The following is a 13,996-nucleotide window of genomic DNA, read 5'->3' on the forward strand; positions in this document are numbered from 1 at the left end:
GTCAGCCGATCACGGCGGGGACCAGTCGCCGGGGGTGAACACCCAGCACAGCAGCACCCAGACGATCTGCCCGACGATCGATGCGGCCACCACGAACACCCTCAGGAGGGTCGACCGCGGCACCGCGAGCGCCCCGGCCAGCGGGAACATCGGCATCAGGATGCGGAACGTGCTCGACTGCGGGTAGAAGAACGCGAAGAGGTAGATCGCGTAGCCGCCGACCCAGAGCCGCGAGAAGACGTCGAGGCTGCGCGTGGCCCGCGAGAACAGGATCGCCAGGAATCCGAGCACCACCACGACGGTGATGCCCATGCCCGTGATCGGCGAGCCGAACCAGAGGCCTCCCCACCAGCCCCCGCCGGCGAACCAGGAGGTGAAGGGGATGAGCTCGCCCTCGCCGATGAAGACGCTGCGCCAGGCGAGCTCAGTGTCGGTGTAGGCGGTGAAGGAGCCGGTGACCGCCCAGGCGATGAGCAGCCAGGCGAAGCCCACCGCGAGGGACCAGACCGTGAGCGAGACCGTGAAGGCGAACTCCCGGCGGGCGAACGGCTCGGTGCCGCGCACGTGGCGCCAGACGCGGTAGAGGAAGTAGAGGCCCGTCATCGCCGCGATCGCGAGGCCGCTCGGGCGCAGGAGCCCCACGACCAGCACGACGGGGAACGTCCAGATCCACTTGCGGCGCACCAGAAGGAGGAGCAGCACGGCCGTCAGGAGGATGCCGCCGGACTCCGCGTAGCCGATCTGCAGGATCGGGGACGTCGGAGCGACGCAGAAGAAGACGATCCCCATCAGCGCCTGGCCCTCGCTGAGCGAGACGCGGAACAGCCGGTAGATCACCAGGCACGCCGCTGCACTGCAGACCAGGGCGACGAGCACCGCCGCGTTCGCCCAGTCGAGCCCGGTGATGTTCATCAGGCCGCGGACGGTGAACGGGTAGACGGGCATGAACGCCCAGGGGTTCTGCTCCACGGCTCCGGACGGCGAGAGCGGCAGGACCGACGGGTACCCCGTCATCCCGATCCGCTCGTACCAGCCGCCGTCCCACGTCGTCGCGAACCGGACGTAGGTGTCGCGGAGTCCCGTCCACTCGACGCCCTGACGCACGGCGCCGACACGGAGCATGATCACGGTCGTGACGACCCGGGACACGGCGAAGACCAGGAGCACCTGGATCCACCACGGGATCCTCCGGAGCAGACCCCAGCGGGAGCGGGACGGAGAGGCGTCCTCCGTCTCCGGCGCGATCGCGGTGGCGCTCACGCGAGCGGCCCGTGGTCCGTCGAGGAGGCGGTCGTCAGCGGGGAGCGGGCGGGTGTCGCCGCGGCTCGCCGGCGGGTCGGCCGGAGGAGGGGCGACGCGTGTCGCGGCTCACCGGCTGGCGTGAGGGGAGACATTCCGACGAGCATACCCGTGCGGGAGTCGGGAGTCCCCGGAGGAGCACCGCGCCGGGCGGGCGCGCACCACGATCACGGCGGGGTCCAGTCCGATCCGGCGACGGCCCAGCAGATCGAGATCCAGACGATCTGGCCGCCGATCCCGAGCAGGACCAGCGCGACCCGGAAGACCGGCGAGCGCGGCACCGCCAGCGCTCCGACGAGCGGGAACATCGGGCCCAGCAGCCGGAAGGTGCTCGACTGCGGGAAGAAGAACGCCAGCAGGTAGACGCCGTACCCGGCGACCCAGGCCCGGCTGAAGAGATCGAGCCGCCGTGTCCACGGTGCGGCGAGGATCCCGACGAACGCCGCCAGGAGGAGCACCACCAGCACGACGCCGACGGCCGGGGCCCCGAACCACCACGAGCCCCACCAGGCGCCGCCCTGGAACCACGGGGTCAACGGGAGCAGCTCCTGGTAGCCGATGTAGACCGCACGCCACGCCAGCTCGGTGTCGGTGTACGCGGTCATCGACCCGGTGACGGCCCACGCCACGGCGGGCCAGAGGAAGCCGACCACGAGCCCCCACGCCGTCAAGCCCACGGCCGGCAGCCACTCCGACCGCGGGAACGGCTCCGTGCGGCGCCGGACGAACCGGTAGACGACGTAGAGGCCGAGCGCGGCGGCGAAGGCGAGCCCGCTCGGCCGGGTCAGGCCCAGCAGCAGCACGACGGGCACGACCGCGAGCCAGCGGCGCCGCACCAGGAGGAGGAGCGTGACCGCGGTCAGGAGCATCGCCATCGACTCCGCGTAGGCGAGCTGCATCAGCGGCGAGGTCGGCGCCACGCAGAACAGCAGCACCGCCGTCAGCGACTGCGACTCGCCGAGGGAGTGCCGGAAGAGGCGGTACAGGACGAGGCAGGCTCCGGCTCCGCACAGGACGGAGACGGTCACGGCGGCCGGAGCCCAGGTGAGGCCGGTGACCGCCATCAGCGCCTTCACGACCCCCGGGTAGAGCGGCATGAAGGCCCAGGCGTTCTCCCCCACGTGGCCGTCCTGCGTGATCGGCAGGAAGCCGGGGTACCCGGTGGCCGCGATGATCTCGTACCAGCGGCCGTCCCACATCGACGCGAAGGCCGAGTAGGACGGGGAGGGGCCGGTCCACGGGTTCGCGAGCTGGTGCGCAGCGAACTGAAGCAGGATCACGGTCGTGACCACGCGGGTCGCGATGAACACCAGGAGGACGCGCGCCCACCACGGGACCAGGCGCAGGCGGAGGCGGACGGGGACGGCCGTGGCGGTCGCGCTCACGAGGACGCGGTCAGCCAGCGGCGGAGGCCCTCCGTGCACTCGGTGATCTCGTGCACCGCCACGCGCTCGTCGTCGGCGTGGGCCCGGAGCGGGTCGCCCGGTCCGTAGTTGACAGCCGGGATGCCCATGGCGGAGAACCGCGCGACGTCGGTCCAGCCGTACTTGGGCTTCGCCTCGGCTCCGACGGCCGCGAGGAAGGCCTGGGCCAGAGGTGCGTCCAGCCCCGGGCGGGCGCCCTCGGCCAGATCGTCCACCGTCACCTCGAACCCCTCGAAGAGCTCCTCGAGGTGGGCGAGCGCCTCCTCCCCGGACCGGTCGGGGGCGAAGCGGTAGTTGACCTGCACCGTGCAGAGGTCCGGGATCACGTTGCCCGCGACCCCGCCGGTGACGCGCACGGCGTTGACGCCCTCGCGGTACACGAGGCCGTCGACCTCGACCTCGCGCGGCACGTAGGCGGCGAGGCGGTCGAGGATCGGCGCGGCCGCGTGGATCGCGTTCTCGCCGACCCAGCTGCGGGCGGAGTGGGCGCGGACGCCGCGGGTGACCACGTCGACCCGGAGCGTCCCGTTGCAGCCGCCCTCCACTGCTCCGCTCGTCGGCTCGCCGAGCACGGCGAAGTCGGCGGAGAAGAGGTCGGGGCGGTGCCGGGAGAGACGGCCGAGGCCGTTGAGGTCCGCTGCGACCTCCTCGTTGTCGTACCACATCCAGGTGATGTCGACGGCCGGATCGGAGAGCTCGGCGGCGAGGACGAGCTGCACCGCCACTCCAGCCTTCATGTCGACGGTCCCGCGGCCGACCAGGTGCTCGACGCCGTCGATCGTCTCGGCGACGACGGGCAGGTTGCCGTTGACCGGCACCGTGTCGAGGTGCCCGGCGATCACGACGCGCTGGGCGAGGCCGAGGTTCGTCCGCGCCACGACGGTGTGGCCGTCGCGGATGACCTCGAGGTGGTCGTACTGCTCGAGCGCCCACTGCACCGCGTCCGCGATCTCGAGCTCGTCGCCCGAGACGGACGGGATGTCGCAGAGGATCCGCGTCAGGGCGACCGGATCGGTGCGCAGATCGAGCGGAGGGGCGGTGGTCGGATCGGCCATGCGCCCCAGGGTAGCGGCCGGACGCTCCGCGCTACCCTGATCGGCATGACCCTCGAGCACTCCGCAGACTCCTCCGCGCCCGCCTCCGCCTGGGGATACGGGCTCGCCACCGTGGCCGCCGACGGCACCGTCCTCGACACCTGGTTCCCGGAGCCGCGCCTCGGCACCATCCCGGCCGGCCGCGACCCCTGGATCGTGCCGGCGGAGTTCGAGGAGCAGGCCGGCGAGGATCCGCGCCGCGAGGTCCGCATCGACGTGGTCACGCTGCAGATCGACGTGCAGGCGCCGCCCGCCTCCACGTCCGACGCCTACCTGCGGCTGCACCTGCTCTCGCACCTCCTGGTCCGCCCGAACGAGGTGAACCTCGACGGCGTCTTCGCCCACCTGCCGAACGTGGTGTGGACGAACGCCGGTCCGGTCTCGCCGGAGTCGTTCACCCGCCTGCGCCCCTCGCTCCGGCGCCACGGCATCCAGGCCACCGGGATCGACAAGTTCCCGCGGCTGACCGACTACGTCACCCCCGCCAAGGTGCGCATCGCGGACACCTCGCGCGTCCGCCTCGGCGCGCACCTGGCACCCGGCACGACGGTGATGCACGAGGGCTTCGTCAACTTCAACGCCGGGACCCTCGGCAGCTCGATGGTCGAGGGGCGCATCTCGCAGGGCGTCGTGGTCGGCGACGGCTCGGACATCGGCGGCGGCGCGTCCATCATGGGCACCCTCTCGGGCGGAGGAGTGCAGCGCGTCTCGATCGGCGCGCGGGCGCTGCTGGGTGCGAACTCGGGCATCGGCATCTCCCTCGGCGACGACACCGTCGTCGAGGCCGGCCTCTACGTGACCGCCGGCACCAAGGTCGTCGTGGTCGGCGGAGCGCCGCGCGCCGACGGCGCCCCGCAGACCGTGAAGGCCGTGCAGCTCTCGGGCGTGCCGAACCTTCTCTTCCGCCGCAACTCCCTCACCGGGGCCGTCGAGGTCCTCCCCCGCACCGGCGCCGGCATCGAGCTGAACGCCGCCCTGCACGCCTGAGGGCGGGCGTCCGGCGCCGCTGGTCCCGCAGGCGGCGCCCCGGAACGATCCGAGCTGATCGAGTCCGCGGCGACCACGCCGCTCTGCGTCCCGCCTCGAAGAAGCGGTTCGAGCCTCGGACGGCCGACGAGAGGCGGGTGCGCCGCACGGCGAGAGCCCGCCCCCGGCGGGGACGGGCTCTCGGGGACCGGTCAGCGGTCGGTCGGCCAGTGGCGCTCGGGCGCGCCCATGTAGAGCTGCTGCGGGCGGCCGATCTTGGTCTGCTTGTCGGTGTTCATCTCGCGCCAGTGGGCGATCCAGCCGGGCAGGCGGCCGATCGCGAAGAGGACGGTGAACATCCGGGTCGGGAAGCCCATCGCCTTGTAGATGACGCCCGTGTAGAAGTCGACGTTCGGGTAGAGGCGCCGCTCCTTGAAGTAGTCGTCCTCGAGCGCGAGGGCCTCGAGCTCCATCGCGATGTCGAGCAGCGGGTCCTTCACGCCGAGGGCCTGCAGGACCTCGGAGGCGCTCTCCTTGACCAGCTTCGCGCGCGGGTCGTAGTTCTTGTACACCCGGTGGCCGAAGCCCATCAGGCGCACGCCCTCCTCCTTGTTCTTCACCCGCTCGACGAACGTCGACACGCTCTCGCCCGACTCGCGGATCCGGCCGAGCATGGTGAGCACCGCCTCGTTCGCTCCGCCGTGCAGAGGGCCGAACAGGGCGTTGATGCCGGCAGACACCGAGGCGTAGAGGTTCGCCTCGGTCGAGCCGACGAGGCGGACGGTCGATGTCGACGCGTTCTGCTCGTGGTCCTCGTGGAGGATCAGGAGGCGGTCGAGCGCCTTCGAGAGCACCGGGTCGACCTGGTACTGCTCGGCCATCGTGCCGAAGTTGAGGCGGAGGAAGTTGTCGACGAAGCTCAGCGAGTTGTCCGGGTAGAGGAACGCCTGGCCGATCGCCTTCTTGTGGGCGTACGCCGCCATCACGGGCAGCTTCGCCAGGAGGCGGATCGTGGTGAGCTCCACCGCCTCCGGATCCTTCGGGTTGGAGCTGTCCTCGTAGTACGTCGACAGGGCCGACACTCCGGCCGAGAGCACCGACATGGGGTGCGCGCTGTGCGGGAGCGCGTCGAAGAAGCGCTTGAGGTCCTCGTGGAGGAGCGTGTGGCGGCGGATGCGCTCGTCGAAGCCCGCGAGCTCGTCGGCCGTCGGCAGCTCGCCGTAGATGAGGAGCCAGGCCACCTCGAGGTAGGTCGCGTTGGTGGCCACCTCCTCGATCGGGTAGCCGCGGTAGCGGAGGATCCCCTGGTCGCCGTCGATGTAGGTGATCTGCGACTTGGTCGCCGCCGTGTTCACGAAGCCGTAGTCGAGCGACATGAAGCCGGTCTGCTTCGACAGGGTCGAGAAGTCGATGCTCGAGGAGCCGTCGACGCTGCGCAGGACCGGGAAGTCCGCGGTGCGGTCGCCGAAGGTGAGCGTGACCTTCTCGGGGAGCTCCTGCTCCGCCGGCGCGGGAGGCGGCGTCGTGGCGCTCCCGGTCGCGGGCTCCGTGGAGCCCACCGTCGCGGTTCCGTCGCTCTGCGTGCCGGATTCGGTCACAACGCCTCCCAGGTCGTCGCGGTCGCACCCCGGAAGCGCTCGCGCGGAGCGGGCGGCGCCGGGTCTGGATCGTGGTGCAGCCGGGGCCTCGCGAGGCGCCGTCGACCGAACCACATACAGCCTATGGGCAAAGCGGGGGCACTGTGACATCGCCCAGCGCTGGGGTCGGGGCCTTGTCGGAACCCGCCAGGATCGGCCGGGTCGAGCGCCTCAGAGGCCGCCGGACAGGCGCTCGACGGCCGCGTCGATCCGCTCGTCGGAGGCCGTCAGCGAGAGGCGCACGTGCTCGGGGAAGCCCTCCCCGTAGAAGACGCCGGGGCCCGCGAGGACGCCGAGGCGGGCGAGCCGGTCGATGGACTCCCAGGCCGGGCGGCCCTCGGTCGCCCACAGGTAGAGGCCGGCCTCGCTGCGGTCGATCCGGAAGCCCGCGGACTCGAGGGCGGGCCGGAGGCGGTCGCGGCGGGAGCGGTAGCGCTCCTTCTGCGCGGCGACGTGCTCGTCGTCGGCGAGGGCGACGATCATCGCCTCCTGCAGCGGACCGGGCACGATCATGCCCGCGTGCTTGCGGACGGTCACCAGGCGCGCGATCAGGGCCGCGTCCCCGGCGACGAAGGCGGCGCGGTAGCCGGCGAGGTTCGACTGCTTGCTCAGCGAGTAGACGCCGAGGACCCCGGTGCGGTCCTCCCCCACCACGCGCGGGTCGAGGACGCTCGGGATCGGCTCGTCGGCCCAGCGGCCGTCCCAGCCGAGCTCGGCGTAGCACTCGTCCCCCGCGATCGCAGCGCCCAGCTCACGGGCACGCGCGACGGCGCGCTGCAGGGCGGGCACGTCGAGCACGGCGCCATCGGGGTTGCCGGGAGAGTTGAGCCAGACCAGGCGGGTCGTCGCGGGCCACTCGGTCGGGTCGTCGGAGGCGAGCGCCTCAGCGCCGGCGATCGCCGCGCCCATCGCGTACGTCGGGTAGGCGGCGCGCGGATGCACGACCACGTCCCCCTCCCCGAGTCCGAGGAGGAAGGGCAGCCAGGCGACGAGCTCCTTGGAGCCGATCGTCGGCAGGACCTCGTCGATCCCGAGTCCCTCGACTCCGCGCCGCCGCGCGTACCAGGCGGCGATCGCCTCGCGCAGAGCGGGGGTACCCACGGTCGTGGGGTACGCGTGCGAATCCGTCGCACGGGCGAGCGCGTCGCGGATCGGGGCGGGCGTCGGGTCCACCGGCGAGCCGATCGACAGGTCGACGATCCCGCCGGGGTGCTCCGCCGCCGTGCGGGCGAAGGGCGCCATCAGGTCCCAGGGGTAGTCGGGCAGCGCGCCGAGGGCCATGGGAGCGGCCTCAGTGGCTCTGCGGAGGCAGCGCCGCGATGACCGGGTGGTCCTTCGCGATCACGCCGACCTTCGCGGCTCCGCCCGGGGAGCCGATCTCGTCGAAGAACTCGACGTTGGCCTTGTAGTAGTCGGACCACTCCTCGGGGAGGTCGTCCTCGTAGTAGATCGCCTCGACGGGGCAGACCGGCTCGCAGGCACCGCAGTCCACGCACTCGTCCGGGTGGATGTAGAGCGAGCGCTCGCCTTCGTAGATGCAGTCGACCGGGCACTCGTCGATGCAGGCGCGGTCTTTGACATCGACGCACGGAAGTGCGATCACGTAGGTCACGGTGCTCCAGGTCCCTTCGAACAGTGTCTCTATCGTACGGGGGCCGACGGGGCGTCGGCGTCCGCCGGCCGCGGGGCGGCGGCGGGAGCGGCCGCCCGCAGCCGCGGCCAGGCGATCACGACGAGGGCGATGAGGGCGGGGAGGAAGGTCCAGGCCACGCCGAGGCCGTTCGCCGGGACGAGGACGGATCCGCCGGTGCTGCGCAGGGCGAGCAGCCCGATCATCCCGAGCAGGCCCATCGCGGTGCAGAACGCGACGAACCGGTCGATGAGCACGAGGCGCAGCCCGAGCAGGAGCAGCAGCACGCCGGCGAGGGAGGCGGCGAGTCCGACCGGGAGGACGACTCCGCCGACCGACACGGTGCTCTGGTGAGCGACCGTCGTGATCGCTCCGACCACCGCGCCGACCAGGACTCCGGCGACGCCCGACAGCACGCGCGATCCCAGCGTCGGACGCTCCTCCGGCAGCGGCGCCGGACGGCCCGCCTGCGCGACCGGGCGGAAGCGCTCGATGCGGCCGATGGGGAACGGCGGACCGCTGGAGAGGCGGGCCTCGTCGCCCTCGACCGCCAGCTGCGTCGCGTGCGCCTCGAGGGCCGCGCGCTTGCGGGCGTGGTCCTCGGCGGACAGCTCGATCACGACGTCGCCGGGGAGGGGCGGGGCCGCGTCGGGGAGGACGGCGAGGAAGCGCAGGCCCAGCAGCTCGGCGGCGCGCTCGGCGACCCGGGCGGTGCGGACGTGGTCCGGGTGGCCGTAGCCGCCGCCCGCGTCGTAGGACAGCACGACGCCCGCGTCGACCTGCCGGAGGACGGCGACGAGATCGGCCACCTCCTCGTCCTCGGGCGCGGCGGTGAAGGACGCGGGATGCACCGGCTCGAGCGGCACCGGGACGCGGCCGGGCCCCCACTGCATGCCGGAGTCCCGGTAGACGCGCGGAGCGAGGCCGGGTGCGCGGGCGCCCGCCTCGCCGAGGAAGCGGTGGTCGGCGACGCCGAGGGCCGTCAGGGCGACGACGAGCTCGGTCGTCCGATGCGCGGCCAGCTCGGCCGAGCCCTCGAGCGGAGCGAGGTCCTCGGGGATGACCTCGCCGCACTCGCCCCGCGTGGCGGTGACGACGGTGACGGAGGCGCCCTGCGCCACCAGCCGCGCCAGGGTCCCGCCCATGGTGATCGTCTCGTCGTCGGGGTGGGCGTGCACCGCCACCACCCGCTCCGCTGCTGCGTCCCGGCCCGCGTCCACTCTCCGCCTCTCGTCCTGCGCGGCCTCCGCTGCGGGCGCTTCTGGACAGCGACCGGGCAGCGGACTACAGTCGACCCGGGTTAGGCAAGGCTTACCGAACAACGGAGCCCCGCCGACCGGATCGACTCGGGGCGGGAGTCGCCCCCTCCTCGTCCACCATCGACCAAGAGAACACGCGTGCTCGCAAACTACCTCATCGGCCTCCGCGAAGGCCTCGAAGCCGGCCTCGTCGTCGGCATCCTCGTGGCCTACCTGACCAAGCTCGGCCGGCGCGACGTGCTGCCGCGGCTCTGGACCGGTATCGCCGCCGCGATCGCGATCTCGCTCGTCACCGGTGCGATCCTCACCTGGGGCCCCTCGACCCTGTCGTTCCAGGCCCAGGAGCTCATCGGCGGCGGCCTCTCGATCCTCGCGGTCGGACTGGTCACCTGGATGATCTTCTGGATGGGCGCGAACGCCCGCAGCATGAAGGGCGACCTCGAGTCCCGGCTCGACGGCGCCGTCGCGGGGTCGGCCCTCGGCATCGTGGTCCTCGGCTTCATCAGCGTCGGCCGCGAGGGCATCGAGACGGCGCTCTTCGTCTGGGCGAGCGTGTCCTCGAGCAGTGCGGGGTCGGGATCCAGCGCGTGGGTCGGCACGGTCGGCGCGCTGCTGGGCATCCTCAGCTCGGTCGTCATCGCGTACCTGATCTTCCGGGGCTTCGTCCGGATCGACCTCGGGCGCTTCTTCACCTGGACGGGCGGCTTCCTCATCCTCGTCGCGGCCGGCGTCCTCTCCTACGGCGTCGGCGACCTGCAGGAGGCGTCGCTCCTGCCCGGCTGGGGCACCCCGCTGTTCTCGCTCGGCCCGATCCTCCCGCCGCCCGTGACCGCCGTGGTCGGCGGCCTCTTCAACTACACGCCCGAGCCGACCGCTCTGCAGTTCGCCGCCTGGCTGCTCTACCTCGTCGTCGTCGGCGCCCTGTTCGTCCGCCAGGTCCGCCTGCGCGGCCCGCGACGGGGCAGCGCGGCCCCGGTCGCCGCTCCCGCTCCCACCTCCGTCTGACCCGCTCCGGCACCGCCGGCGCACTCGCCCCGATCCAGGAGAAGCATGTCCTCGCGCGCTCGTCCCACCCTCCCCCGCGTCACCCTCGGCCTCGCCGGCGCCGGCGCCCTGGCGCTGATCCTCACGGGCTGCGTGCCGAACACCCCCGCGTCCTCCTCCTCCGCCGCGCTCGACGTCGCGATCAGGGACGACGCCTGCGAGGTGTCGACGGCGACCGCCGAGGCGGGAGCGGTGACGTTCTCACTGACCAACGGCGGCTCGGACGTCAACGAGTTCGAGATCCTGGCCGAGGACAAGCTGCGGATCGTGGGCGAGAAGGAGAACGTGACCCCGGGCCAGAGCGTCTCCTACGTCGCTCAGCTCGAGCCGGGCACCTACTACACCGCCTGCAAGTTCCAGCAGGTCGGCGCCCCGGTCGGGCTGAGCGAGTTCACCGTGACCGGTGAGGCCACCGCGCAGTCGGCGGACGAGAAGGCGGCGACGGAGGCGGCGGTCACCAACTACGTGGCGTACGTGAAGTCGCAGGTGGGCGAGCTGCTCCCCGCGGTCGCCGAGTTCGCGCAGGCCTACGAGGCCGGCGACGACGAGAAGGCGCGCGGAATCTTCGCGTCGACCCGCGTCTTCTACGAGCGGATCGAGCCGACCGCGGAGGCGTTCGGCGACCTCGACCCGCGCATCGACTACCGCGAGGTCGACGCGGTCGCCGAGGGCCTGGACTGGACCGGCTTCCACCGCATCGAGAAGGACCTGTGGGCCCCCGCGGAGGGTGCGCTCAACTCCGACGGCACGAGCGCGCTCCTCGACTGGGCGCCCTCCACCCCCGAGCAGCGCGCGCAGTTCGGCCAGGGCCTCGTCGACGACGTGCAGAGCCTGGCCGACCTCGTGAACGCGCCCGGCTTCACCGTCTCGGTGGGCGACATCTCCAACGGCGCCATCGGCCTGCTCGACGAGGTCGCGGCCGGCAAGATCACGGGCGAGGAGGACTGGTGGTCGAGCACCGACCTCACCGACTTCGCCGCGAACGTCCAGGGCGCGGAGGTGGCGTTCGGCAACGTCGAGCCGATCGCGACCGCCAGCGGCGACGAGGGCGCCGACCTCACGGGACGGATCACGCAGCGGTTCTCCGAGCTCGACGCTATGCTCGCGCAGTACGGCTCGATCGACTCCGGCTTCGCCGCGTACTCCACCGTCACCGCGGAGCAGAAGAAGGAGCTCTCGGACGCGGTCAACGCTCTCTCCGAGCCGCTCTCGCAGCTGACCCACACGGTGCTGGGCGTCGAGGAGCCGACCGCGTAGTGGACGCCGAGCAGCACGAGGGAGCCCGGCCGACGGACTCCGAGCAGCCCGCCGACGAACCCCGCCGCCTCTCGCGGCGCGGGCTGCTCGGCCTCGTCTCGGCGGGGACGGCCGGGCTGGCCGCCGGAGTGGGCGGCACGGTCGCCGTCACATCGTCCGCGAGCGCGACGGCCTCCTCCGCCACGCGCACCGTGCCGTTCTTCGGCGCCAACCAGGCGGGCATCACCACCGCCGCGCAGGACCGGCTGCACTTCGCCGCGTTCGACCTCGCCGCGGGCACCACGCGCGAGGACCTCGTCGAGCTCCTGAAGGACTGGACGCTCGCCGCCTCCCGGATGACCCAGGGCCTCGAGGTCGGCGAGACCGGCGCGGTGGACGGGCCGGACACGGCTCCCCCGGAGGACACCGGGGAGGCGCTCGGGCTCGACGCCGCGTCCCTCACCGTCACGGTCGGCTTCGGACCCACCCTCTTCACGGACGAGTCCGGCGCCGACCGCTTCGGCCTCGCCGACCGCCGGCCTCCGCAGCTGCAGGCCCTGCCCCGCTTCCGCGGCGACGCGCTCGTCCCGTCGGCCGGCGGCGGCGACCTCTGCATCCAGGCCTGCGCCGACGATCCGCAGGTCGCCGTGCACGCCATCCGCAACCTGAGCCGGATCGCGTTCGGCCGGGCTTCGCTCCGCTGGTCGCAGCTCGGCTTCGGCCGCACCTCCTCGACGTCCACCGCCCAGGCGACTCCGCGCAACCTCTTCGGCTTCAAGGACGGCACGGCGAACGTGAAGTCCGAGGAGGCCGACGCCGTCGAGGAGCACGTCTGGGTCCCGTCCTCCGACGGTCCCGCGTGGATGGTCGGCGGCAGCTACCTGGTCGCGCGGAAGATCCGGATGATCATCGAGACGTGGGACCGCAGCCAGCTGGGCGAGCAGGAGCGGGTCATCGGCCGCAGCAAGGGGTCCGGAGCCCCGCTCTCGGGCGGCACGGAGTCCACCGAGCCCGACTTCGCAGCGGCCGGCGCCACCGGTGCCCCGCTGATCGATCAGGAGTCGCACGTGCGCCTCGCGCACCCGAGCGTGAACAACGGAGTGCGGCTCCTGCGGCGCGGCTACAACTTCGTCGACGGCAACGACGAGCTCGGACGCCTGAACGCCGGGCTGTTCTTCCTCTCGTTCCAGCGCTCCCCGGAGCAGTTCGTCACCGTGCAGCGGAACCTCGCGACGGACGCGCTGAACGAGTACGTGAAGCACGTCGGCTCGGCCGTGTTCGCGGTGCCGCCCGGTGCTCGCGACGAGACCGACTTCCTCGGCTCCGGCCTCTTCGCCTGATCCCTGAGAGGACCCGCACTCCGTCCCAGGATCCGGCGGGCGCACTCCACGGCGCGCCGAAGCCTGCGCCCGTAGCGTCGTCGGCGATGTCCGGGAACAGTGCGAGAAGCGGCCTGACCAAGCGCGAGCGCCAGGAGCTCGCCCGAGCGCAGGCGCGGGAGCGCCGCGAAGCGGAGAGGCGCCGGCGGCGCCGGAACCGGCTGCTCGGGCAGGGCGGAGCGGTCGTCGGGCTCCTCGCGGTCGTGGCCCTGGTCTGCTGGAACGTCTGGTCGCAGCAGGAGGTCGCGAGCGCCGGCCCGGCGAACATGCTCAGCGACGGCATCGTCCTCGCGGGCGACGGCTCGGCCGTGACGGCGACGACGAGCGCGGCGATCGCTCCGGGAGCATCCCCCGTCCCGACCGATGAGAGCGCCACGCGTGCGGGCGGAGTCGTCGCCGTCGACCTCTACGTCGACTACCTCTGCCCGTACTGCGGGCAGTTCGAGAAGGCGAACGCCGAGCAGCTGCAGTCGTGGCTGACGAAGGGGGCGATCACGCTCGAGATCCACCCGGTGGCGATCCTCGACTCCTCCTCGGCCGGCTCCGAGTACTCCAGCCGGGCCGCGAACGCGGCGGCGTGCGTCGCCGACGAGGATCCGGACCGCTTCCTCGCCGTGAACGCGGCGCTCTTCGCGCAGCAGCCGGCGGAGGGGACGACCGGCCTCGACGACGACGCTCTGCGGGCGCTGGTGACCGGAGCGGGCGTCACCGACGACGACGTCCTCGCCTGCATGACCGCGGGCGAGTTCCGGCCCTGGGTGAAGGCCGCGACCGAGCGGGCCACCTCGCTCCCCCTCGCGAACTCCTCCCTTCCGAAGCTCGAGTCGACGCCGACCGTGCTGGTGAACGGCGAGCAGTACACGGGGAAGCCGGACGACGCGGCGGCGTTCGTCTCCTTCGTCACCTCGACGCTCGAGGCGGAGTCCTCGACCCCCTCTCCCTCTCCGAGTCCGGCGGGCTGATCCGGACCGCGAGGGACGGGATCGGCGCTGCACGCTGCAGCACCGGGGCGGAGACGACGAGACCGG

The 13,996-nt window shown here is 72.5% G+C and carries 12 protein-coding genes; 5 read left to right on the top strand and 7 right to left on the bottom strand.

The annotated features are described in order from the left end of the window. Positions 1 to 9: 9 nt before the first annotated feature. From C5C49_RS02215 to dapE, 3 genes are all read right to left on the bottom strand, one after another. Positions 10 to 1,260, bottom strand: coding sequence for a hypothetical protein (locus C5C49_RS02215; RefSeq protein ID WP_104222988.1), 1,251 nt, complete (start codon positions 1,258 to 1,260; stop codon positions 10 to 12). Between the two features lie 206 nt (positions 1,261 to 1,466). Beyond that, positions 1,467 to 2,684, bottom strand: a complete 1,218-nt coding sequence (locus tag C5C49_RS02220) for a hypothetical protein (RefSeq protein ID WP_258068353.1) — start codon at positions 2,682 to 2,684, stop codon at positions 1,467 to 1,469. Then, on the bottom strand, positions 2,681 to 3,778 hold the full coding sequence (gene dapE / locus C5C49_RS02225) for a succinyl-diaminopimelate desuccinylase (RefSeq protein WP_104345319.1): 1,098 nt from the start codon (positions 3,776 to 3,778) through the stop codon (positions 2,681 to 2,683). Before dapE ends, C5C49_RS02220 begins: the two co-directional genes overlap by 4 nt. A gap of 45 nt (positions 3,779 to 3,823) precedes the next feature. On the opposite strand from dapE, the gene dapD reads away from it, so the two are divergent. Further along, positions 3,824 to 4,804, top strand: coding sequence for a 2,3,4,5-tetrahydropyridine-2,6-dicarboxylate N-succinyltransferase (gene dapD / locus C5C49_RS02230; RefSeq protein WP_104232738.1), 981 nt, complete (start codon positions 3,824 to 3,826; stop codon positions 4,802 to 4,804). Positions 4,805 to 4,995: 191 nt separating this feature from the next. On the opposite strand, the gene C5C49_RS02235 is transcribed toward dapD, so the two are convergent. The 4 genes from C5C49_RS02235 to C5C49_RS02250 form a co-directional block, all read right to left on the bottom strand. Further along, entirely contained in the window at positions 4,996 to 6,381 is a 1,386-nt protein-coding gene (locus C5C49_RS02235) for a citrate synthase (protein ID WP_244229452.1), read from the bottom strand. Between the two features lie 210 nt (positions 6,382 to 6,591). Continuing rightward, on the bottom strand, positions 6,592 to 7,701 hold the full coding sequence (dapC, locus tag C5C49_RS02240; protein ID WP_104345320.1) for a succinyldiaminopimelate transaminase: 1,110 nt from the start codon (positions 7,699 to 7,701) through the stop codon (positions 6,592 to 6,594). A gap of 10 nt (positions 7,702 to 7,711) precedes the next feature. After that, entirely contained in the window at positions 7,712 to 8,032 is a 321-nt protein-coding gene (fdxA, locus tag C5C49_RS02245) for a ferredoxin (RefSeq protein ID WP_104222984.1), read from the bottom strand. A 29-nt stretch (positions 8,033 to 8,061) separates the two neighbouring features. After that, positions 8,062 to 9,270, bottom strand: coding sequence for a PIG-L family deacetylase (locus C5C49_RS02250; RefSeq protein ID WP_146084820.1), 1,209 nt, complete (start codon positions 9,268 to 9,270; stop codon positions 8,062 to 8,064). Positions 9,271 to 9,447: 177 nt separating this feature from the next. On the opposite strand from C5C49_RS02250, the gene efeU reads away from it, so the two are divergent. From efeU to C5C49_RS02270, 4 genes are all read left to right on the top strand, one after another. Then, positions 9,448 to 10,314 (top strand): iron uptake transporter permease EfeU, encoded by an 867-nt coding sequence (gene efeU, locus C5C49_RS02255; protein ID WP_104222982.1) that lies wholly within the window; start codon positions 9,448 to 9,450, stop codon positions 10,312 to 10,314. 45 nt (positions 10,315 to 10,359) lie between these two features. Further along, positions 10,360 to 11,610, top strand: coding sequence for an iron uptake system protein EfeO (efeO, locus tag C5C49_RS02260; RefSeq protein ID WP_104345322.1), 1,251 nt, complete (start codon positions 10,360 to 10,362; stop codon positions 11,608 to 11,610). Next, positions 11,610 to 12,929: an iron uptake transporter deferrochelatase/peroxidase subunit gene (gene efeB / locus C5C49_RS02265; RefSeq protein WP_104345323.1), complete on the top strand. Its 1,320-nt coding sequence runs from the start codon at positions 11,610 to 11,612 to the stop codon at positions 12,927 to 12,929. The genes efeO and efeB overlap by 1 nt, the downstream gene beginning before the upstream one ends. Positions 12,930 to 13,015: 86 nt before the next feature. Next, complete coding sequence (locus tag C5C49_RS02270; RefSeq protein WP_104345324.1) at positions 13,016 to 13,930, top strand: thioredoxin domain-containing protein; 915 nt, start codon at positions 13,016 to 13,018, stop codon at positions 13,928 to 13,930. The last annotated feature ends 66 nt before the right edge of the window (positions 13,931 to 13,996 follow it).

Source organism: Rathayibacter sp. AY1E2 (assembly GCF_002932325.1).
GTDB lineage: Bacteria > Actinomycetota > Actinomycetes > Actinomycetales > Microbacteriaceae > Rathayibacter.